We start from the raw sequence: 20,652 nt of genomic DNA, 5'->3' as shown, positions 1-20,652 counted from the left end.
TACCGTTTCCAAAAAGTAAGTTAAATATTTTACTTTTTGGAAACGGTATTTGTTGTTTATTGGCAAGTGCTTACGCACTTGCTGTTTATAGCATTTACAAAAATCCTTTTTGTAAATGCTATAAATAATCTGTTGTTCAGAACTCATTAGGGTTGTTTCTCTACGACTTCAGCCCAGTAGGCAAATAAGCTGTGAAGAGTGGCCTCAAGATCTATGCGTGGCCTCCAGCCAAATTCTCGGGTGGCTCGTTCAAAAGATCCATATATTTCGGGAACATCCACAGCCCGCAGGCGAGAAGCATCTTCCTGAACTTCAACTTCGACTTCAGCAATTGCTATTAGCCGTTGCAGAATCTCACCAATTTGAACGCTCTTCCCGGAACACAAGTTATAAACTTCCCCTCGCTTGCCGTTTAGCAACGCCTCGCGATAGCCACGCACTATATCGGAGACATCGCTATAATCGCGTTTTGACTCAAGATTCCCAACTCGAATAATCGGCTTAGCTCGCCCAGCTTTAATGCGGGCTAACTGCTCAGCAAAACTTGAAATTGCGTATACTGAACTCTGCCCTGGACCAATATGGGGGAACGGTCGCACTCTAATAACTTCCAAGTTCTTTTTCTGCGAATACTGAAAAGCAGCCAAATCCGCTGCGGCCTTGGAAACGCCATACGCGCTAATAGGACGAAGCTCGGATAACTCATTTACCGGCAAAGTCTTAGGACGTGGGCTTCCGTAAACTTCTGATGAGCTCACCACCAAAACCCTGCTACGAGGCGAGCATTCCAAAACAGCATTTAAAACATTTAAGGTGCCAAAAGTGTTAACCCTAAACACCTCTTCAAAATTAATCTCCCCACTAGGGACAAACGCCATAGCTGCCAGATGGTAGATAGCATCCGGATTAAGCACTGAGACCAGATCCTTTACGGCCTTGCTATCAGTCACATCGAGCACCATGGTCTGCACGCTACTAGGCAACTGAACTGCATTACTAGACGCCTCGCTTCCTGGGATCTTGTCTGCACCATGACAGGTGACAGCTACATCATCCCCACAACTAACCAGATGTTGTGCCAAATGCCGCGCAACAAAACCATATCCACCAGTTATAAGTGTCCTCATATCTACAAAATCTAACTAAGTCTCTCCAAATCCGCCTTAACCATTAGTTCAACGAGGTTTTCAAAACTCATTTCCGACTGCCATCCCAAATCTGTCTTTGCCTTGGTGCAATCTCCGACAAGCAAATCGACTTCCGCTGGCCTGATAAATTTTTCATCAACTCTTACGTAATCTCGCCAGTTTAACCCGACGCAACCAAAAGCAACCTCCACTAACCTTTGAACACTTTGCGTTTTACCGGTTGCTACCACATAATCATCAGCCACATCCTGCTGAAGCATTAGCCACATTGCCTTAACATAGTCGCCCGCAAAACCCCAATCTCTCTGAGAATCGAGATTGCCCAACCTAAGTTCCTTTGCTAACCCCAACTTAATACGAGCAACGCCATCCGTAACTTTTCGCGTAACAAACTCCAAACCTCGCCTGGGCGACTCGTGATTAAACAAGATACCGCTAACTGCAAAAATGCCGTAGCTTTCGCGATAGTTAACGGTTATATAGTGACCATAACATTTAGCGACTCCATATGGCGACCGCGGATGAAAAGCGGTAAGCTCGTTCTGAGGCGTCTCACGTACTTTTCCAAACATCTCGGAGCTGGAAGCCTGATAAAACCGTATTTTCGGATCGACTAATCGTATCGCTTCAAGCATTCTGGTGACTCCAATGGCCGTAAACTCACCCGTCAACACCGGCTGCTCCCAACTAGTAGGCACGAAACTCTGAGCCGCTAGGTTATATATCTCATGTGGCTTAACCGTCTTAATTAAGCTAATGATAGATAACTGATCCAGCAAATCGCCCTGGCAAAGTTCAATGCGATCCCTCAGGTGGTCAATCCTCTCAAAGTTTTCACTCGAGGATCGCCTTACCATTCCAATCACGCGGTATCCTTGACTTAGAAGAAACTCAGCCAAGTACGAACCATCCTGTCCAGTAACACCAGTTATAAGAGCTACTTTGTTCCCCATTAGTTTATTCATAATAAACACGCTAAACTCTAACTACAGCTTTACTACAACAAATCCTCGCGTTTTCTCCTAGAAAGCTCCTCAACGACCTCTCTAACCTCCTGATCCGCGTTGCGGTTACATACCAAAATCGCATCGCCCATTTCAACAATAATAATATTATCTAACCCAACTCCCGCAACAAATCTATGATTCGACAGAATCATAGAATTCCGAGAATTAAGCAACATTGCATCTCCATCGATTACATTATTCCCCTCATGGCACTGCTCAACTGCACTAAGACATTCTGCCCAGGCACCCCAAGATCCGACGTCGCTCCATTCAAACGAATCTCCCTTCATCATCACGACATTAGACGCCCGCTCCATGACTCCAAAATCAATTGATATTGGCTTAATATTGGCAAATATCTCTCGTATGGCCTCACTCTCTCCGTCCCTTCCCCACATTCCACCGATAGCAAGTAGTTGCCTACCTAGCTCTGGCAGGTACGCGTCAATTGCCTGCAACAATACGCTAGGACGCCACACAAACATTCCACTATTCCAAAAGTAATCCCCACTTTCAAGGTACTGCATAGCCACTTCACGACCTGGCTTCTCTACAAAGCGACGCACTCTAAATGACTGGCATTCTAAACCCTCGCGATTAGCAAGCTCGCGCTTTTCAATTTGAATATAACCATAAGCTGTCTCTGGAGCCGTAGGTTTAATACCAATAGTAACGAGCACGTCTTCGCGCGACGCAACATCTACGGCACTGTTTAAAAGTTTTACCAAATTAGCTTCGCCACTTACATAATGGTCTGCGGGAACACAGACCATCGGAACATCTCCAACTGTTTTCCACACCGCAACGGCCGAATACCCCAAACATGCGGCAGTATTGCGCGCTAAAGGTTCCTCCAAAAGCGCCACTTCAGGCAGTTGCCTAAAAACAAGATCGCGCTGATTCTTACCAGCTACGATTATTATCCCATTTTTATCGCCAAGTAACTCTAAGCGGCTGACCGTAGACTGCAATAAACTTGGCTTACCCACGCCCAGGGATAAAAACTGTTTTGGAAAGTGTCGCCGACTAGCTGGCCAAAACCGCGTGCCATGACCGCCTGCCATCACCACGACTACGCACTTTAAGTTCGCTGGGAGCTCTCCACTAAATACTCTACTCACTGCTTTTTCTCTTGTCTCATAGCTCTTATAGCCAATAGGTGCTGCTTCAAGCCTTCTTTCCAGGAGATGCACTCCTGTTGCAAGAACTCTTCTACCTTTCTCACATCGAGTGTGGAAAATGCCGGTCGAGGCGCCTTTCTGGCCAGCTCCGCAGTGGACTGAGGGACTACTCTAACTGCGTATTTATCCGAACCATTCACCTCCAGAGAATTAGCCAAGGAAAAAATCTCTTTCGCAAAGTCCAACCAACTAATGTTACCTCGGCTGGCCACATGGAACATTCCCCTAGCCTCCTTACTAATCAAGCGCTCAAGCACATAGGCTAACCATGCTGTCCAGGTTGGCGATCCTATCTGGTCGTCGACAACTTTCAATTCCTCTCTCCCCCGCCCAACTCTAAGCATTGTATCGACAAAATTTGCGCCATGCACTCCGTGCAACCAACTAGTCCTCACTATGAGGTGATTGTTTGGCAATAGCCTCCGAACCAACAATTCTCCAACATACTTGCTTTGCGCATACACACCTATAGGCCGCGGCAACACTGCTTCGTCAAAACCGATTTTTCTTACACCAGCAGCATCATTGCCAGAAAACACATAGTCCGTAGAAATTTGCAATACTGCCGCTCCCACCGCATTAGCTGCGCTTGCCAAATTTCCCACAGCAATTCCGTTAATAGCATGTGCTACTTCCGAACAGTCTTCTGCTCCATCGACATTAGTAAAGGCTGCGCAGTTAACAATCCAATTGGGACGAAAATCCTCCACCACATCTAGCACTTCCTTCGACTTCGTAATGTCGAGCGCCAGTATTTCTGAGGAGCACGAACATGGGCCCCGCAAATCGCTTAACTGAAGAACATAGGCATGCCTATTAAGGACTGGCACTAAATCTCGAGCCAGCATCCCTCGTGCACCAGTGAGCAATATTCTCGATGCACCTAGCTCCATAGCTCCACTCACTCCCCCACGGCGCACGTATCCAGACGCTGCCCGTAATATCTAGCATAAAAATCCTTGTACTCACCACTCTTAACCGCCTTCCACCAATGCTGATTTTCTATGTACCAGGAAACCGTTTTTAGCAATCCGCTTTTAAAATCGATTCGTGGCTCCCAGCCAAGTTCTGCTTTTATCTTTGAATAATCCACGGCATAACGCCTATCGTGCCCCAAGCGATCCTCTACGTAGCGCACTAACGTAGGCGGCTTGTCTAAAATTCGCAGAATCTCCGTGGTAACAAAAGCGTTCTCGACTTCGCTTTCGCATGCCCCGCCGACATTGTAAATTTCTCCTACTCGACCGCGCTCGAGGATTAGCATAAGCGCCCTAGAGTGGTCGTCTACGTGAAGCCAACTTCTCACATTTTTGCCATCCCCATACAACGGTAGAGGCTCATCGTTAAGCGCGTTAGTAATAAACAACGGTATGAGCTTTTCCGGAAACTGAAATGAACCATAATTATTAGAGCAGCGCGAAACCAAGACCGGCAAACCAAATGTTGAATAGCTCGCTAACACCAACAAATCAGCAGCAGCCTTGGACGCCGAATACGGGCTATTGGGGTGAAGTGGAGTAGTTTCAACGAAGCGCCCTTCCGGACCCAAAGACCCGTAAACTTCATCGGTAGACACCTGTAGAAATCGACTAACCCCAAGCTCTCTAGCTACATCGAGGAGGACTTGCGTACCCTCGACGTTAGTTCGCACAAAAGACAAAGAATCTACAATCGAGCGATCGACGTGCGATTCAGCTGCGAAATTTACAACCGCATCAATCTTCTGCTCCGACACAATGCGGCTAACTAGTTCTCGGTCCCTTATGTCTCCCTTAAAAAACCTATAATCCGAGCGATGCTCCAATCCGTCCAAATTAGCCAAATTACCAGCATAGGTCAGAGCATCGAGAACTACTACAGAGTGACTTCCAAAATCCTTCCCCTCTCCGTCTAACAACCAGCGCACGAAATTTGAGCCAATAAATCCAGCTCCACCAGTAACGAGTATCTTCATACGAAAAAATCCCTAAAAACTATAATTTTAAAACAAAGTATCTAATTATTACGAGTAGCTATATATTATTGGCTCCAGTCTCAGCTACCAAATGAGCAGCCCGATGAAGCGACTCAAAAGTTCCAGCATCAGTCCACCAACCTTCTAAAACATCATAAGTTAGGGATCCTTCCTTAAGATAGAGATTATTGACGTCCGTTATCTCTAGCTCACCGCGAGCTGATGGCTCAAGAGCGCGAATCCAATCGAAAACCTGCCTGTCGTAAAAATAGATACCCGTCACAGCTAAGTTGCTCTTGGGTACCTTAGGCTTTTCGACGATGTTGACCACCTTGCCGTCAACAATTTCTGCAACGCCGAAACGACTTGCATCCTGAACTTCTTTTAAAAGTATCTTTGCGCCTTTTCCCTGCCGGCTAAAATCACTAACAGCTTTCGTAATATTTCCCTGAATGAGATTATCGCCCAGAATAACGCACATCAAATCGCCGCCGGCAAAATATTCAGCTAGCGATAACGCATCGGCAATGCCGCCCTCCCCTTCCTGATAAGTATAATTCAAGTGCTCCAAGCCAAAAGCCTTGCCATTCCCGAGAAGCTTTAGAAAATCTCCAGCAAACTGTCCACCGGTAACTATCAGGATATCCGTTATCCCAGCATTTATAAGAGATTGGAGCGGATAGTAAATCATCGGCCGATCGTAGACGGGAAGCAAATGTTTGTTAGTAACTAATGTGCACGGCTGCAGCCTACTTCCCAAGCCACCTGCTAGAATAACGCCCTTCATAAAAATAACTCCTCAGATTAACTCGCATTATCATCACGAACAAATAGCGAATTTGACAACTCTCCCAAGCCAACTAAAGTAACTGTAAATGACAACTTTGTTCGATCGGGGTTTAGACTATCTGACAACAAGACATCAAACAGCCAGCAATTACAACGACTGGACAACCGCATACCAACCTGATTTTCTATAAATTCCTGTTCAAAATCGTCATAACGGGTATAGTAGCCGAGCTTGAGAGTATCGGTCATATGCAATTCCAGACTAGTTTCTAGTTGTCGAACACTCTCCTCAATAAAACTAAGTCGTGCTCGCAACATGTCGCCGCGCTTATCCATCAACTGACTAGCTAAACTGTAAGTGCTTAACTCTTGCTCTTCTACATCGAAATCAGTATTGGCTTCTAGTTTCACATAACCATTGGGATACAGCATGAGGCCAGCATTCAAGTCGCTTAACGGCCTTCGATTTTCATCTATGTCTTTTCGATCCTCTAGCACATCAAAGCTCTGCACGAGCTTTAGCGCAGCGATTTCTCGTATGTCGGCTCGCCTTAAATCTATATATTCCCCTGTCATACCGCCGGCATAGAGATCGGGCGCTAAGCTATCTTCAATAGACCCAGCGACTCGCAAACTTCCCAAATCGCCCACCTCAGGCGTAGCCTCTTCAATCCCATACAAATACTCATTGCGCCGATCAAACCTTGCAAACAGCCTCTGAATTAAACCATACGAGAAAAAACTCTGCTCCGCCAAGCGATCGCCGGCATCAAACTGCGGGTTGCCCTCTTGGCCCACAAACGGCACAAAGCGGTATTTAACTACCGGCTGAACGGTATGCTTCATGCGAACCAATTCGCGGCTGCGACCGTAAGTACCTAGTTCTGAGATTTTTTTCAGAAAACTATCTCTTGGAACGTCAAAAACCTTTTCAACCACAGTAGAGACTTTGCCATTTGCGCTTGGCACAAGACGATCGCTCGAACGCTCCAGCACAACACTTGGATCTATAGCATCCACCAAATCGCGATTGTCTAATTTATATTGAGTGCCAACTAACCCTGCACCTAGCTCAACGTCAAAATAATTTCGATAGTGAAATGGCACCTTTAAATTTTCATTGAGTTCGAAACGACTACCATGGAACCCCTCTTTGCGCTGGAAATTTACAGCCTCGAGATTGCTCGAAGCAACCAACTTTACACCATAGGAATTATCGCCAAACGGCTTAAACCTACTTATGCCGTTAACACCTAGCTCCGGTAGGCGCTGAAAAACAATATCATCATCGCTTACAAGGGCTTGGTTATATTCGACGGCTAGATCTGCCGAATAAGATCCAAGGGAGGAGCGCACAAGTCCACGAGACGTAACATATCGGGCGTTAAAGGGCGCAATCTTTTCGTTTTCAAACTCGCGCAAGAACAAGTCATCGCTGACGTAGTTTGCATTTACTATCGCCTGCACTGGCAATATACCACTGTCCCACCGCCAGACGTGATCCAAGTAGCCGCCAAAGCGATTTACGTCCAAGGTCGGATCATGTAGACCAGTGGTATCGGTCCCCAATAACTCACCGTCTCGTGCCGATTCATCGAAGTAAGTAGCCCCTACCTCAATGTCACTAGTGCGCGAGAACAACTTGCGAAACTCTAGCTCCCCGCCGTAACGCACGCTTGTTTCCGCCATTGGAACTAGCGTTAGGTCTGTCGACTCATCAATCGCCCAGAAGAAAGGGGTTTTTAACTGGGTTCCGTTTTTTTGAAACCCAAGTGTTGCTGGTAGGAATCCCGTTTGGCGGTCAGACTTAGCCGGGAAAAACATATACGGCAGATAAAACACCGGAACATCCCGCACATAGAACGCAGTATCCTTGGACTTGCCGTATCCATTTCGCGTGATCTCGACTTCCTTTGCTTCCAGATGCCAAGGGGCGCAGGCATCTCCATCCGGACATTGACAAGTGGTTAACGATGCATCTGTAAAATCAAAAACCTCGCCCTTATATTTCTGAACCTCTTTTGCATGCACACTGTACAGCGCATCATTGCCTTTAAAAGAGATTTCTGCCTCCTGTAGCTTTCCAGTAACATCGGCAAGATTTAACTCCGCGACATCGGCAAAAATACTTCCAGTCGGATCGCTAAACTTGACATCGCCCTTTAGCACAGCTTCGCGGGTTTTTACATTAAATGTGCCACTATCGGCCTCAAAAACATTAGGCCCGACGCTAACGGTTAAACCGCCTTCTGCACGAAGGACATCTCCATCTGACTCATAGTTTATCGACGGCGAATCGATATCAAAGGAAAGGTTGCTGTCTAACTCGCCAACGCTAAGCTGCTGACGCTCTGCCTGCTCTCTCTGCATCCTAGCTATCTTATCGCGCTCTCTTTTATATTGATCCTCGATAAAAAGATATTTTCGGTTCGGTGGTTCAACTTGAGCCACCGCTTCGTTCGATAAGAATATCTCGACACAAAAAAAACAACCAAAGACACAACAAAGAGTTAGCAGCCAATCGCGCTTTCGCCAGAGATTGTTTAAAAAACAGCCTACCTTCATATGTATCATCATCTGGGTGTTAAAAACTCTAAAAGGTTAGCCAAAGTCGCCTTCATTTCTTTCCTGGAAACTATTAGGTCTAACATTCCATGCTCTAACAAGAACTCAGAACGCTGAAAACCTTCAGGCAATTTTTTGCGAATCGTCTGCTCTATAACTCTAGGTCCAGCAAAACCTATTAGAGCTCTCGGTTCTGCTATTATAATATCGCCTTGCATCGCAAACGAAGCTGCCACTCCTCCAGTAGTTGGATCGCTTAACACTGAAATATAGGGCAAGCCTTCCTGACTTAAGCGCGATAGGGCAGCAGAAATTTTTGCCATCTGCATTAGAGAATATAAACCCTCTTGCATCCTGGCACCCCCAGAAGAAGAAAGAATAATCACGGGCTTTCGCTCTCGAATCGCCACTTCGATCATTCTAGTTAGCTTCTCTCCAACAACCATGCCCATGCTCCCACCCATGAAACTAAAATCAAACAACCCAAGCATTATTTCGTGTCCATCGATACGCGCCCGTCCGATTCTTACGGCTTCCTCCACGCCACTCGATTTTTGCGCACGCTTTAGCCTGTCTTTATAACGCAAAACATCCTTAAAATTCAGCGGATCATTTGTCTTTAGATCGGCGTCCATCTCCTCAAACGACTGCCTATCGCATAGCCAGCGAATTCGCTGCTTAGAAGTGAGGCGAAAGTGATAGTCGCATTTGGGGCAAATCATCAAATTGCGCTCTATCTCTCGACTGTACGCTATCTCGGAACAACCCTGACATTTCGTCCATAAGCCCCCAGGTAGCTGAATCCTATCCGCCTCTTCGATGCTGGGTTTTGGCGCCCTAACTCTTGAAAACCATGCACTCATAATTGATAAAAATCCTACTTAAATCTTTGCGAAGGAACAAGCTCGAAACTCTATACCTCATTCTCACTGCACTGGCTACTCGACGCGAAAATGCGCGAGCCAGAAAACTACAGTTTCCCGACTCACACAATATGAGGTAAGTGTCAGCAGATGGCACACTTAAACGAAATTACAGACTGGTTAACTAGCGAATTAAGATTAAGCGATTTTCAAGATTCCTCCTTAAATGGTCTTCAAATAGAGGGAAAGGCAAAAGTGAAGAGAATCGCCTTTGCCGTCGATGCTGCACTTAAGACAGCGGAGCTAGCACGAGAAGCCGGAGCGGATTTCCTTTTGGTCCACCATGGTGTTTTCTGGGAAAAACCTTTAGCAGTAAGAGGTCCTCATAAACAGTTAGTTAAAACCCTTCTCGATGCGGAAATAAGTTTGTATGCTGCTCATCTGCCGTTAGATGCTCATGCCCAGTATGGCAATAACTTTTCATTGGCACGACATCTCGGTTTAGAGGATCTCGAGCCATGCATATCTTATTGCGGGAATAACATCGGCTGCCGCGGCAGTAATCCATTAAGACTATCTCTAGACGATATAAGAAAGCGCCTCTGCCTGCTTCCTGGAGCTAATCCAAACATGCTCCTATTTGACTTCGGCCCTAACCCACCTGAAGAAATCTGCATAGTAAGTGGCTCCGGCGCCGACGCGCTTTGCCAGTTTCAGTCAGTTGGTTTCGATACTCTTATAACAGGAGAGGCTAGACAATTTGCATATCACTATGCTTTAGAAAACAAACTAAATGCTTTTTTTGCTGGCCATTATGCAACCGAAGTAATAGGAGTTAAGCAGCTTACAGAAGCTCTGGCTCAAAAGTTTTTGATAGAATGTATTTTTGTCGATTGTCCAACAGGAGTTTAGGTTCGAGATGAAGTACCTTAATGAAATAAATGTAAGTAATAAACGCGTATTTATCCGAGCTGACTTAAACGTTCCACTCACAGACGAGTTAAAGGTTGGCGATGACACGCGTATACGCGCGGCACTAGATACTATTTTATTTGTGGTAAACAATGGCGGTTCGGCAATAGTAAGTTCTCACCTAGGCGATCCAGGCGGCAAAAGGGATGCATCGTTTAGCCTAAAGCCAGTTGCCGACTATATGTCGAATCTACTCAAACGAGAGGTCTTGTTTGCAAATGACTGCGTTGGCCCAGAGGTGAGCAAGCTTGCGAAAGCTCTTAAGCCAAAGGAAGTCCTCTTACTTGAAAATTTGAGGTTCCATCCTGGGGAGAAAGCAAATGACGAAGGTTTCGCAAGAGAACTCGCAAGTCTAGCCGACATTTACATAAACGATGCCTTTGCTACGGCTCATCGCGCCCATGCGTCTACAGTGGGCATGGTTAAGTACTCTAAGCTATATGCTGCCGGGCTTACAATAAAGAGGGAGCTAGAGTACTTTAACAAGGCCTTTGAAGCACCAGTTCATCCATTTATGGCCATTTTGGGAGGAGCAAAGGTTTCGACAAAAATTGAAGTAATAAGAAATCTTGCCAAAAAAGCCGACAAGATTCTCATCGGTGGGGCAATGGCAAACACTTTCTTAGCAGCCCGTGGCCTGCAAGTAGGCAAGTCACTTTTTGAGCCAGAGCAAATTGAAACCGCACAACAGGTAGAGGGAACCCTGGCAGAGACAAATAAATTATTGCTGCCCATAGATGTAATTGTAGCAAGCGACATTTCCGAACCATCATCTAGCAAGGTCGTAGGAATCGACGCCGTTCCCCCTCACATGACTATCTTAGATATTGGGCCTAAGACGATTGCCATGTTTAAGAACGAACTCGATATAGCTAAAACTATTATCTGGAACGGCCCAATGGGCGCCTTTGAGCATAAGGGCTTTGAGCGTGGAACCTATGGTATTGTAGACCTTTTGGTAAACTGCAAAAATGCTCTCAGAGTCGTAGGTGGTGGAGACACGGATAGAGCAATTCACGAGCAACATGCTTTGGAAAAGCTCGATTTTGTGTCAACCGCGGGGGGAGCTTTCTTAAAGCTTTTAGAAGGCAAGAAATTGCCCGCCATAGAGGCTTTAAAGGCTCCAGGCGGCGCAGGAGGTTGCTGTTAGCGATAAATATTGTTTCGTAGCAGCATTTTATCGGTATTTAGCGCCCATAAAATGCGGGATCGGGCGAAGGGATGTGAAGTGGCCGTAATTTTTTCGTCACGTTGCAGTGTCATAGCTCCATAACAAGGTGTATATAGTTATTGTTGGACACTATTAGTAGGGTTTAACATTGGAAGTTTGTGAGCAAAGGCGCACAAAAATATTGTACAATTATTTGGAGAGAATGAAATGGACAGAGTAATTACGGCTTTTAATAAAGGTTACTCGTTTTACACTGCAATTTGCAGAACGGTAAACGTGGTATTTAAATCCTTTGTTATGCGGCATGGAACTGCTTTAATGCTAGTGCTTGGGATCGGCATACTAGCATGCGGCTTAAACGAAATAGCAACGGCACAACTTAATGATCTAGAGGAGGGTCCAGGAGATGGGGTTGAGCAAGGCGATGTGCGACTGGAAATGGTAACAGGTAGAATATTCCAGTTAATCGAGGGCAACATGGGCTCGCTTATCATGGTGATGGCGGGACTATCGGCAATTGTCAGTGCGGCCTTTGGCGCATATAGGGCAGCAGTGGGCTTGTTAGTTGTTGCGGTGGGAGCTTTCGTGTTGAGGTCTCTAGTAGACATTTTCTTCGATTTTACGCCAGAGGACGCCTCGGATATAGATTAGGCAACTTCGCGGACAATCGATAGAAAAACGCATAACAAGTGCATAAAGAGGAACTTGCGATGATTATTTGTCACGTAAGTTCCTCTTTTACTATCTTTTAAACGAAGTAATTAGGCGATGCAATTTAGACTAAAATTTGCTGTTTCTCTGCTACTTGCCATTATATTTTTTAGCAACTCCTACCTAGCGTCAGCAGAAGAAGTCTGTATCTACAGAAACGAAAAAGGAGAAACATTTTCATCTCCTTCTAAGCGCCAAATACCTCACAAATATAGACGCAATGCAACTTGCGGCGACAAGGCAAAATTTAACACCTTGGCCGCTCCAACTGAAATAGAATTAGAAGGAAGCACAAGGAACGTCACTATTCCGTCTTCTCTCGGCTCCATAGAGGCTAGGTGGCCAAGATCTGCTGAAAAGTTTTTTAGAATGTCTCCAAATAAAGCTTTAGCTACAGCAGCCAATGCTACTGCAAAGGCAATTAATCAAGCGGGCTTTCGCCGAAGAATGCAAAACACGGATTTGTCCTGGAAAGTAGTTTTTCTAGACGCAAACATGCCAGAAACTCAAATTCCATTTTACCTATTGCAAAACTGCCATCCGGGCTGGATGACACCTCCGGCAAATATTTACATAGTTGCCCAACGAGTAGCTAGGGGTTGCGCTGGCGAACAAGCCTCAGACGACTCATTACACGACAAGTCAGTTGCTGACTCAGGCTTGGCAGAAACAGTAGTACACGAAATGGGCCACGTAGTAGAACATCAGCTACTTAGCTCCAATTCTCCCGATCGCCTTCGCTCCGAAGGTTTCGCTACCTGGTTTGAAATTTACGCCGCTCGCCTTCACGGATCACTTGATAGGACATCTATCGAAATGCGAACAAACGAACTTGCAAGCATCTCTATCAAATCGACACCTAACAATTTCTATTTTCAAGGCTCAGGCTCGGACTACTCTCGCGCAGCCATGTACTTTCTTGCGGTCGAAAAACAAGGCGGCGCAATCGCAATAGCCAACCTTTACGACGTCATGAACGAAAGAAAAATCGACCTCTTTGCTGCCATACACAACACTCTGCATTGGAACCGAACGCGCCTGGAAGCAGAAGTGAAGAGTCTCTTATAAAAGGTAATTTCGAAACTCGCCGCCTAACCCTCTAGTGCGAATCCAACTTTAATCGTAACCTGCCAGTTACCAACCTTTCCATTTTCAATGCTGCCGCGGGTTTCTACGACGCTAAACCACTTCATGTCGCGAATAGTCTTAGAAGCTCTCAGAAGAGCTGTCTGCACAGCATCCTCTATACTAGTAGTCGACGAACCCGTAAGTTCTAGAGTTTTATAGACTTGATTGCCCATACTAAGTTCCCTAAATTATTAGCTTTGTAGTGTTCAATTCTTTGGCATTATTTAGTCTAATATCGAGTCAGGATAAACGCAAGTTGCCAAAAAACATCATTTCGAGAATTAGTTAATTGGTATACCTTCAAACGATAGCGCATCATAAGATCGCACAGCTAATTTGCTAATACATGGAGTTTCAAATGCTCATTCTAACAAGAAGAGCCGGGGAAAGCGTTTATATCGGCGACAACATTCAAGTTAAGCTTATGGAGATTAAAGGGAATCAGATTCGCCTTGGAGTAGAGGCCCCACCCTCGGTAAAGATTTATCGCGAAGAAATTTATTTGCAAATATTAGCAGAAAACCAGGAAGCGGCCGAATTTTCGCATAACTCCGCGCGAGAATTTAGCAGTATTAGCGACAGCCTTGCAAGGAAAGAAGCTCGGGGTCTAAACGCGTTTAAAATCAGCAAAAAAGAAGATTAGAAACCTTTAAGTAAAAGATTAGAGCCAATGTCAACTATGCCAGATGCACTTTCTAAAGGTATTTTGAAGGTAAACAGTACTCGCTTCGGCGAGCTGGAAGTGAACCGCTCGGCTTTAATATTCATCGCCTCGGGCATTATTGGTTTTCCAAAAAGTCAGCGTTTCTTACTGCTCGATTACAATCCTCCTTTTTCGTGGCTACAGTCGGCTGACCAGGCAGAATTGGCCTTTGTCGTAGTTAATGGCGCTGAGTTTGGTGATAATTATAAATTTGATTTGCCTATAGGCGACAAGGACTTGGATATCCAGCCAGATGATGAATGTGCTGTTCTAAACCTCGTTTCTGCCAGACCAGTGCTTGAAGAAACAACTGTTAATTTAAAAGCACCTATTATTGTAAATTTAAGAACTCGTCGCGGAAGGCAAATCATACTGGACGATTCGAACTTTCCCATCCGCTTTCAACTTTGGACAAAAGCCACAAGCGAAACCGGCAGCAACCCCGTTCCATCACAACCAACACCAAAAGAGAAATAGCCACGTTCAGCAAATGTTCGGGAGAAAGGCAGTCTCCACACTATTGGAATGCCGAGCTTTGCTCCATAAAAGTCGTGTTGGTCTTCTCGGAAAGTTCAGTTATATCCGCCGGATTGAGCCCTAACAAATTGCCAGTACTCGCCAATAAGCCACTATAATCCATAAAGCCCTCCAAATTGCCATGGCCAAGCACATGCGACATACAGTTAGCAAATTGAACAATGGCTGTTTTTTGATCGAGTGTCGTGTCTAATGGCGCTTCCAACTGATCGTGATGATGGAGTATCACCTGACAAGCTTCGGGCGGAAAGTTCCACTTTTTTGCAACCAGCGCTCCGATTAGCGGATGAGAAAAACCCAATAACTCCTGTTCCACTTCGACAAAGGCTTTGCCTTCCTTAGCTAGAGCAATCACCTTATTAAAATCCTCTGCAGCCTGGCGAATTAGCACCAACTTGCCAAGATCGTGTAAAAGCCCAAGCAAAAATAGTTCGTCCACATAAGGCTTTCGCAGGCGCTGCGCAACTACATGAGCGCCCATGGCTGTGCACATTGAATTCTGCCATACTAGTTGCTCCAACTTGCCGTTCTTGCGATTTAGCTGACGTAGAGTTGCAGCGACGATTATTCCCTTTAAAGCCTTAAAGCCGATTACCATAACCGCTTGGGATAAGGTCGTTATTTCGCGCTGTCTAGAAAACATTGCTGAATTGGCAATTTTTAGCACCCGCGCGGCTAAGGCAGTATCGCTGCTTAGAACCGTGGTGATTTGTTGTGCCGAGGTATCAGGGTTTTCCACAAGTTGAATCGCCTTAGCGGCAACCTGTGGCAGCGGTGGCAAATCTCCAACCCATGCCACAATCTCCATCCAACTTTTTTCGGAGGATACCCTGCCTTGATACTCTTCAGGTATTTTAGTCTGCTCTTCCATCTATGCTTCCCCGCTGCAAACTTACATCAATAAAAGTTTAATAGACCCCAAAAGCTCCACTGTGACAAGACCCGCAATTCAGCCATTCTTGCGAACATCCAAGTTACAGCCTCAACTTATACATATCGGTATTGTAAACGGACAATCTAAGAGAAAACGTAGCAAGTAACGAAAGTCTATTCAGCAACGCCAATAATAGACCCTTTAGAACCGATCGAAGTCTTCCGATAGCATTTATATGAGCTAGCAATAGATAGATTGTGGCTGGCTATTAACGATATAACTATCGCTAATTCCTAAATATTTATGGTTTATTATTCCGATACTAACAATAAACGAGTAGCCAGTGAGGAACAGTAGTAACAGCAAGTGGACAGCGCGAGCATGGATGTCAATTGAACAGCTAAATCACAATGCGCACTAAAAGGACGTTAAAGCAATGGACGCCGACAACGAGATAGAAAACTACGAAATAGATATTGAAGGTGAGAAAGCTACGATTACCGTGGTTGGGGATCTAGACAACGAGCAGGCTGGCGAGGCGCTACGGAAAGCGTTCAATAAAGCTTTTGACCAGCACAAACGCACTATTGTCTTGGATCTCACTGCCGTTCAAATAATTAACTCATACGGAATTGGTAAAATTCTAATGTGCTACAAGCGCCTAAAAGCCGAAAACGGCGTATTAATGGTAAAACCCCTCTTGGGGTTCGTTAAGGAGACATTTGAGTTGTTGATGCTTGACCGGCTTTTCCCAGTTGATGCTGGATAAATATGCTTGCAAGTTATACCATTTCCAAAAAGGATTTTTGTAAATGGTATAAACAGCGAGAATGACTCGCGTTTCTTGTATCTCGACTAACAAGTTTTGCTTAGTGCAAAAAAAGGTTTTTTTATGCCTCTAAAATTCCGCCTTAAAGGTCTTGCAGAAACATTTGTCGAAAAAATCCGCTGCAACGAGTGCGGCAATGAGGGGAGTTCTGAGGAACACGAATCGTTCTGTACTAACTTAAGCCGAGTAACCATTGACGGCATTGTGGTAGTAGCCCAGTGTGAAATATGCAAAAATATTTTCGTTCCTGAAGGACAAAGAGCGGGGATAATAGATCCTAAGAGACTGCGCCAAGCAGTCGAAAAGGACTGCCATCAAACTGGACAACCTTTAAACCAAACCATGGAATCAATAAAACTAGACGTAGAGCGACTAAATGCACTGAGGAACAACAACGTGCATTGAGCGCTCATCCCAGCGACCACACCTATTGACATAGTAGCATCTCTATCGCAAATCGATTATAAAGACCCTGTCGGAAGACCGATAGTTTCTAATCAACCAATAACGCGACAACATGATTACATTTTTTGAGCATCAAGATAGAGCACGCAAAAAAACGGGCTTGCTTATACTTGTTTTTGGATTTGCCGTAATTGCAATCATTCTAGCCGTATACTGTGCTTTTTACTTCTTCCTAACTCTCTCGTCAGAACGAGTTCCCTTGCGAGATGAAGAGCTTTTTCTTTTTGTCAGCACAATTACCATTGGCATTATATCGATCGGAAGTTTGTATAAGATCATTTTACTTCGAAGTGGTGGCGGCGCTGGCATAGCAAAATCTTTGGGAGGGCGGTTACTTTCATCCGAAACAAGAGACCCCAACGAGAGGCGCGTCATGAATATAGTCGAGGAAATCGCTATTGCCTCAGGCGTGCCGGTGCCTCAAGTTTATTCCATGGACGCGGAGGAAGGCATCAATGCATTTGCCGCCGGCTTTTCCCCTAGCGATGCCGTTATAGGCATTACCGCTGGCTCTCTTTCTTTTTTTAATAGAGACGAACTTCAGGGGGTCGTTGCACATGAATTTAGCCACATTCTAAACGGCGACATGCGCATTAACTTGCGTTTACTGGGCATACTTAACGGAATACTGATGATCTCACACGCGGGTCGCGTTCTATTGAGATCTATGTCCCGTAGCCGAGGAAAAGATAAAGGCGCGCCAGCAATAGCCATACTGGGTTTTTCGCTGACTGCCATAGGTAGCATAGGTGTACTCGCTGGCTCTATAATCCAGAGCGCAATTTCGCGCCAAAGGGAGTTTTTGGCGGATGCTTCTGCAGTGCAATTTACGAGAAACCCAAGCGGGATAGCAAATGCGCTAAGAAAAATAGGCGGCTATTACCACGGTTCCAAGATAAGCCACGTAAATGCGCGCGAAGTTAGTCATTTCTTCTTTGCAAATGGCCTGGGTTCTAGTTTTTTTAATCTATTTGCAACACATCCACCTTTAGCAGAAAGGATTTCGCGAATCGATCCATCATTTGACGGCACGTTCACTTCACCTCTACCCGCCGCAGATGAGCAGGGGGGCTCTAGCGAAGAATTGGCGGGAGAAAAAAAGCATTCGCGTTTTGTTTCCATGCCGCAAAGCTCTATTTCGGCTTTTAGCGCAAACCCCGAAGCAGTAATAGGAGAAATTGGCACTCCGAACACTAAGCACTTGTCTTATGCAGCCTCTCTACTTCACTCCCTACCTGAAAAAATAGCGCGTGCCGCTCATAACTCGTCGGGCGCTCAAGCTCTGATATATTCTTTGCTAATAGATCCCAATAATTCTGTGACAAGCGATAAACAGCTAGGGCGCCTGGACAAAACTATATCTAAGACACTTTACGGAGATGTTCTTGAACTTCTCGACTCTATAAAGACACTTAGCCCTGAGTACAAATTGCCTTTAATAGACATGGCGTTACCAGCCTTGAGAGGGATGTCTACGGCAGAATATAAGTCTTTTATAAGTAATATTCACTATATTGTTAACACAGACGCGGAAGTTAGTTTGTTCGAATACGCCTTACAGCTCGTAATCTCGCATCATCTAGCGCCTATACACGATTCGCCCAAGCGCCCTAGACTTTTTTCTACCGAGCTTCCTATGGAGAAGGTTTTGTCTCAGGCAGTAGCTCTCATTAGGACGCTTGCTCTCATGGGGAACGACGATTTCGACAGAGGCCTTAGCGCTTTAAGCCGGGGACTAAAAATTCTTGCGCCGCATCTTAGCATCAGCGCTAGCGAGAACACAGTGCCATCTCTTGCTGATTTAGATATGGCCTTGGCCTCTCTGCAAAACACCTCACCTACTGCCAAGGAAAAAATTATTTCCGCCTGTGTAGCCACAATACTGGCAGACAAACAGGTTAGCATCAAGGAAGCCGAAATATTGCGCGCCATCTCCGCAGCCCTCGACTGTCCAATGCCACCTATCTTGCCAAGCCTGTCAGTATCGTAGTTGTGATTGCAACATCACCAAACGAGCGTGTCGCACCTCTCACACAAAATGCTAGAGCAATAAGCTAAGGCTGCCTACATATGGGCTAAATATTCTGCTGTCTCTCACTTACAAACCTGTTTATTGCGTTTGTTAACTCACTTTCCTTAATGGGCTTAGAGACGTAAGCATCCATGCCGGCCTCAAGACACTCACTCTCGGCCCGGTCGACCTCATTAGCCGTCATGGCAAGTATTGGGATGCGAATTATAAAATGCTTGCCATGACCATTCTGCTCAAGTTGGCGAATTAGTTTAGTAGCTGTGAGACCATCCATAACTGGCATTTCGCAATCCATAAATATTAAGTCAAACTTCTCCTGCTTAAAGCGCTCTACTGCCTCCTCACCATTAGCTGCTATGGCTACGCTGTGTCCCCACTTCTCCAACCTATGCCTAGCAATTTCTCGCCCCATTTCGTTGTCATCGACAACAAGGATCCGACAGGGAGTGTGAGAATTGCTACGCTGTTCCTGAACGTGAGGTGAAATTGCAGAGGGGATCTCGGTAGTCTTCTCGTCCTCCTCCTTTGTTGTCGTAGAAGCAGAGGACGCGCTCGCATAAACGCTATTATCCCTGTTAACCGCATTTTCAACATACTTATCAATAACGCTTATTAATTCCTCTTCATTTACAGGCTTTGAAATGTAGTAATCCATGCCGGCTTCTAAACATCCTCCTTCAGCTCCATCGGTGGCGTTTGCCGTCATGGCAAGAATGGGAATGGGAGTTCCTGAAGTATCGTTACCTCTACTTCGTTCAAGCTGGCGGATTTCTCTGGTAGCCTGATAGCCGTCCATGACCGGCATTTGGCAGTCCATTAAAATGAGATCGAAGGTTTCCTCGCTAAAGCGTTCTACTGCCTCCCGACCATTTATAGCCAGAGATACGATGTGTCCCCACTTCTCCAGTCTATGCCTAGCAATTTCTCGCCCCATTTCGTTGTCGTCCACCACAAGGATCCGACACGATTTCTTAGAGTCTCTGTTAGCGTGAGGCTGTTCGCTCTTAGCGCTGTGAGGATCTATTTCGCTAAGGACATCTTCCTGCACTTTCCCAGCAGAGATGGTGAAATGAAAGGTAGAACCCTCGTTAACTACACTTTCCACCCAGATATCTCCGCCCAGCAGCCTAGACAATTGGGCAGCAATGGTGAGCCCTAAGCCAGTTCCGCCGAATTGGCGAGTGGTAGACTCATCGGCTTGGCTAAAAGACTCGAAAATACTTTTGTGCTTGTCCTTAGGAATGCCAATGCCGTTATCTTCTATTGAAAAATGAATTTGGGAAGAGACCTGGGCTATTCCACTCCTTGAGTCAGGCTTAAGACTACTTACTCGAACATTAATAATGCCGCCTTGTTTCTTGGTAAACTTCATCGCGTTACCGATGAGATTGTTTAATATCTGGGCCAAGCGTACACCATCGCTCTTGATGTATTTGGGAACATCGTCATCGATATCCAATGAAAAGCGGATTCCCTTCTTTTCGGCATTTGCCTTTAATGGCGTGATTGCCTGCTCCAGAAATTCCCCAAGATCGAGTTTGATTAACTCAATATGCATCTTGCCCGCTTCGATTTTGGAGAAGTCCAAAATATCGTTAATGACGGTGAGCAAGATTTTAGCCGAGCCTTCCACCATTTCTAAGCATTTAGCAACTTCCTTAGAAGGCTTTGCATCGAAGGCCATTTCCACCGTCCCAATTACGTTGTTTATAGGAGTGCGAAT

Annotated in this window: 20 protein-coding genes; 9 read left to right on the top strand and 11 right to left on the bottom strand. The window is 45.5% G+C overall.

Annotated elements, in window-relative coordinates:
* Positions 1 to 146: 146 nt before the first annotated feature.
* Genes IT291_11500 through IT291_11465 form a run of 8 tightly spaced genes read right to left on the bottom strand, consistent with a single transcriptional unit; the run spans position 147 to position 9,507 of the window.
* A complete protein-coding gene (locus tag IT291_11500) occupies positions 147 to 1,127 on the bottom strand; it encodes a GDP-mannose 4,6-dehydratase (protein ID MCC6221854.1) in 981 nt (326 codons plus the stop codon).
* A gap of 11 nt (positions 1,128 to 1,138) precedes the next feature.
* Positions 1,139 to 2,101: a GDP-mannose 4,6-dehydratase gene (gene gmd, locus IT291_11495; GenBank protein ID MCC6221853.1), complete on the bottom strand. Its 963-nt coding sequence runs from the start codon at positions 2,099 to 2,101 to the stop codon at positions 1,139 to 1,141.
* Between the two features lie 44 nt (positions 2,102 to 2,145).
* Positions 2,146 to 3,276 carry a mannose-1-phosphate guanylyltransferase gene (locus IT291_11490; protein ID MCC6221852.1) on the bottom strand — a complete coding sequence of 377 codons (1,131 nt, stop codon included), beginning with the start codon at positions 3,274 to 3,276 and terminating at the stop codon, positions 2,146 to 2,148.
* The gene (gene rfbD / locus IT291_11485; GenBank protein ID MCC6221851.1) at positions 3,273 to 4,241 is read right to left on the bottom strand and encodes a dTDP-4-dehydrorhamnose reductase; all 969 of its coding nucleotides are present in this window, start codon (positions 4,239 to 4,241) and stop codon (positions 3,273 to 3,275) included. Before rfbD ends, IT291_11490 begins: the two co-directional genes overlap by 4 nt.
* Positions 4,238 to 5,290 carry a dTDP-glucose 4,6-dehydratase gene (gene rfbB, locus IT291_11480; protein MCC6221850.1) on the bottom strand — a complete coding sequence of 351 codons (1,053 nt, stop codon included), beginning with the start codon at positions 5,288 to 5,290 and terminating at the stop codon, positions 4,238 to 4,240. The genes rfbD and rfbB overlap by 4 nt, the downstream gene beginning before the upstream one ends.
* Before the next feature lie 58 nt (positions 5,291 to 5,348).
* On the bottom strand, positions 5,349 to 6,077 hold the full coding sequence (locus IT291_11475) for an NTP transferase domain-containing protein (protein MCC6221849.1): 729 nt from the start codon (positions 6,075 to 6,077) through the stop codon (positions 5,349 to 5,351).
* Between the two features lie 17 nt (positions 6,078 to 6,094).
* Positions 6,095 to 8,644, bottom strand: coding sequence for an LPS-assembly protein LptD (locus IT291_11470; GenBank protein MCC6221848.1), 2,550 nt, complete (start codon positions 8,642 to 8,644; stop codon positions 6,095 to 6,097).
* A gap of 8 nt (positions 8,645 to 8,652) precedes the next feature.
* Entirely contained in the window at positions 8,653 to 9,507 is an 855-nt protein-coding gene (locus tag IT291_11465) for an acetyl-CoA carboxylase carboxyltransferase subunit beta (GenBank protein MCC6221847.1), read from the bottom strand.
* Between the two features lie 150 nt (positions 9,508 to 9,657).
* Between IT291_11465 and IT291_11460 the strand changes: the two genes are divergently transcribed.
* From IT291_11460 to IT291_11445, 4 genes are all read left to right on the top strand, one after another.
* A complete protein-coding gene (locus IT291_11460; GenBank protein ID MCC6221846.1) occupies positions 9,658 to 10,419 on the top strand; it encodes a Nif3-like dinuclear metal center hexameric protein in 762 nt (253 codons plus the stop codon).
* A gap of 7 nt (positions 10,420 to 10,426) precedes the next feature.
* Complete coding sequence (locus IT291_11455) at positions 10,427 to 11,629, top strand: phosphoglycerate kinase (GenBank protein MCC6221845.1); 1,203 nt, start codon at positions 10,427 to 10,429, stop codon at positions 11,627 to 11,629.
* Between the two features lie 228 nt (positions 11,630 to 11,857).
* Entirely contained in the window at positions 11,858 to 12,301 is a 444-nt protein-coding gene (locus IT291_11450; GenBank protein MCC6221844.1) for a hypothetical protein, read from the top strand.
* Between the two features lie 117 nt (positions 12,302 to 12,418).
* Positions 12,419 to 13,429, top strand: a complete 1,011-nt coding sequence (locus tag IT291_11445; protein ID MCC6221843.1) for a hypothetical protein — start codon at positions 12,419 to 12,421, stop codon at positions 13,427 to 13,429.
* A gap of 23 nt (positions 13,430 to 13,452) precedes the next feature.
* On the opposite strand, the gene IT291_11440 is transcribed toward IT291_11445, so the two are convergent.
* A complete protein-coding gene (locus IT291_11440) occupies positions 13,453 to 13,662 on the bottom strand; it encodes a dodecin domain-containing protein (GenBank protein ID MCC6221842.1) in 210 nt (69 codons plus the stop codon).
* A 185-nt stretch (positions 13,663 to 13,847) separates the two neighbouring features.
* Here IT291_11440 and csrA point away from each other — a divergent pair, with 185 nt between their 5' ends.
* Both csrA and fliW read left to right on the top strand, forming a co-directional pair.
* On the top strand, positions 13,848 to 14,132 hold the full coding sequence (gene csrA / locus IT291_11435) for a carbon storage regulator CsrA (protein MCC6221841.1): 285 nt from the start codon (positions 13,848 to 13,850) through the stop codon (positions 14,130 to 14,132).
* 36 nt (positions 14,133 to 14,168) lie between these two features.
* Positions 14,169 to 14,669: a flagellar assembly protein FliW gene (gene fliW, locus IT291_11430; GenBank protein ID MCC6221840.1), complete on the top strand. Its 501-nt coding sequence runs from the start codon at positions 14,169 to 14,171 to the stop codon at positions 14,667 to 14,669.
* 40 nt (positions 14,670 to 14,709) lie between these two features.
* Here fliW and IT291_11425 read toward each other — a convergent pair whose 3' ends face one another.
* On the bottom strand, positions 14,710 to 15,600 hold the full coding sequence (locus IT291_11425; GenBank protein ID MCC6221839.1) for an HDOD domain-containing protein: 891 nt from the start codon (positions 15,598 to 15,600) through the stop codon (positions 14,710 to 14,712).
* Between the two features lie 439 nt (positions 15,601 to 16,039).
* Between IT291_11425 and IT291_11420 the strand changes: the two genes are divergently transcribed.
* The 3 genes from IT291_11420 (at position 16,040) to IT291_11410 (ending at position 18,887) form a co-directional block, all read left to right on the top strand.
* On the top strand, positions 16,040 to 16,372 hold the full coding sequence (locus IT291_11420) for an STAS domain-containing protein (protein MCC6221838.1): 333 nt from the start codon (positions 16,040 to 16,042) through the stop codon (positions 16,370 to 16,372).
* A 123-nt stretch (positions 16,373 to 16,495) separates the two neighbouring features.
* The gene (locus IT291_11415; GenBank protein MCC6221837.1) at positions 16,496 to 16,837 is read left to right on the top strand and encodes a hypothetical protein; all 342 of its coding nucleotides are present in this window, start codon (positions 16,496 to 16,498) and stop codon (positions 16,835 to 16,837) included.
* Between the two features lie 112 nt (positions 16,838 to 16,949).
* Positions 16,950 to 18,887 carry a M48 family metallopeptidase gene (locus IT291_11410; GenBank protein MCC6221836.1) on the top strand — a complete coding sequence of 646 codons (1,938 nt, stop codon included), beginning with the start codon at positions 16,950 to 16,952 and terminating at the stop codon, positions 18,885 to 18,887.
* Between the two features lie 85 nt (positions 18,888 to 18,972).
* Here IT291_11410 and IT291_11405 read toward each other — a convergent pair.
* A partial coding sequence (locus IT291_11405) for a response regulator (GenBank protein MCC6221835.1) occupies positions 18,973 to 20,652 on the bottom strand: 1,680 nt, incomplete at its 5' end.

This window comes from Deltaproteobacteria bacterium (assembly GCA_020845775.1).
Taxonomy (GTDB): Bacteria; Bdellovibrionota_C; UBA2361; order SZUA-149; family JADLFC01; genus JADLFC01.
The sequence above is the reverse complement of the archived record's forward strand: the minus strand, read 5'-3'. Positions and strand labels throughout refer to the sequence as shown.

Bases quoted from the DNA above. Each gene is read 5' to 3' on its own strand.
- IT291_11500 (MCC6221854.1), bottom strand. From the start codon at position 1,127: ATGAGGACACTTATAACTGGTGGATATGGTTTTGTTGCGCGGCATTTG.
- gmd (MCC6221853.1), bottom strand. From the start codon at position 2,101: ATGGGGAACAAAGTAGCTCTTATAACTGGTGTTACTGGACAGGATGGT.
- rfbB (MCC6221850.1), bottom strand. From the start codon at position 5,290: ATGAAGATACTCGTTACTGGTGGAGCTGGATTTATTGGCTCAAATTTC.
- IT291_11475 (MCC6221849.1), bottom strand. From the start codon at position 6,077: ATGAAGGGCGTTATTCTAGCAGGTGGCTTGGGAAGTAGGCTGCAGCCG.
- IT291_11470 (MCC6221848.1), bottom strand. From the start codon at position 8,644: ATGAAGGTAGGCTGTTTTTTAAACAATCTCTGGCGAAAGCGCGATTGG.
- IT291_11465 (MCC6221847.1), bottom strand. From the start codon at position 9,507: ATGAGTGCATGGTTTTCAAGAGTTAGGGCGCCAAAACCCAGCATCGAA.
- IT291_11460 (MCC6221846.1), top strand. From the start codon at position 9,658: ATGGCACACTTAAACGAAATTACAGACTGGTTAACTAGCGAATTAAGA.
- IT291_11455 (MCC6221845.1), top strand. From the start codon at position 10,427: ATGAAGTACCTTAATGAAATAAATGTAAGTAATAAACGCGTATTTATC.
- IT291_11450 (MCC6221844.1), top strand. From the start codon at position 11,858: ATGGACAGAGTAATTACGGCTTTTAATAAAGGTTACTCGTTTTACACT.
- IT291_11445 (MCC6221843.1), top strand. From the start codon at position 12,419: ATGCAATTTAGACTAAAATTTGCTGTTTCTCTGCTACTTGCCATTATA.
- IT291_11440 (MCC6221842.1), bottom strand. From the start codon at position 13,662: ATGGGCAATCAAGTCTATAAAACTCTAGAACTTACGGGTTCGTCGACT.
- csrA (MCC6221841.1), top strand. From the start codon at position 13,848: ATGCTCATTCTAACAAGAAGAGCCGGGGAAAGCGTTTATATCGGCGAC.
- fliW (MCC6221840.1), top strand. From the start codon at position 14,169: ATGCCAGATGCACTTTCTAAAGGTATTTTGAAGGTAAACAGTACTCGC.
- IT291_11425 (MCC6221839.1), bottom strand. From the start codon at position 15,600: ATGGAAGAGCAGACTAAAATACCTGAAGAGTATCAAGGCAGGGTATCC.
- IT291_11420 (MCC6221838.1), top strand. From the start codon at position 16,040: ATGGACGCCGACAACGAGATAGAAAACTACGAAATAGATATTGAAGGT.
- IT291_11415 (MCC6221837.1), top strand. From the start codon at position 16,496: ATGCCTCTAAAATTCCGCCTTAAAGGTCTTGCAGAAACATTTGTCGAA.
- IT291_11410 (MCC6221836.1), top strand. From the start codon at position 16,950: ATGATTACATTTTTTGAGCATCAAGATAGAGCACGCAAAAAAACGGGC.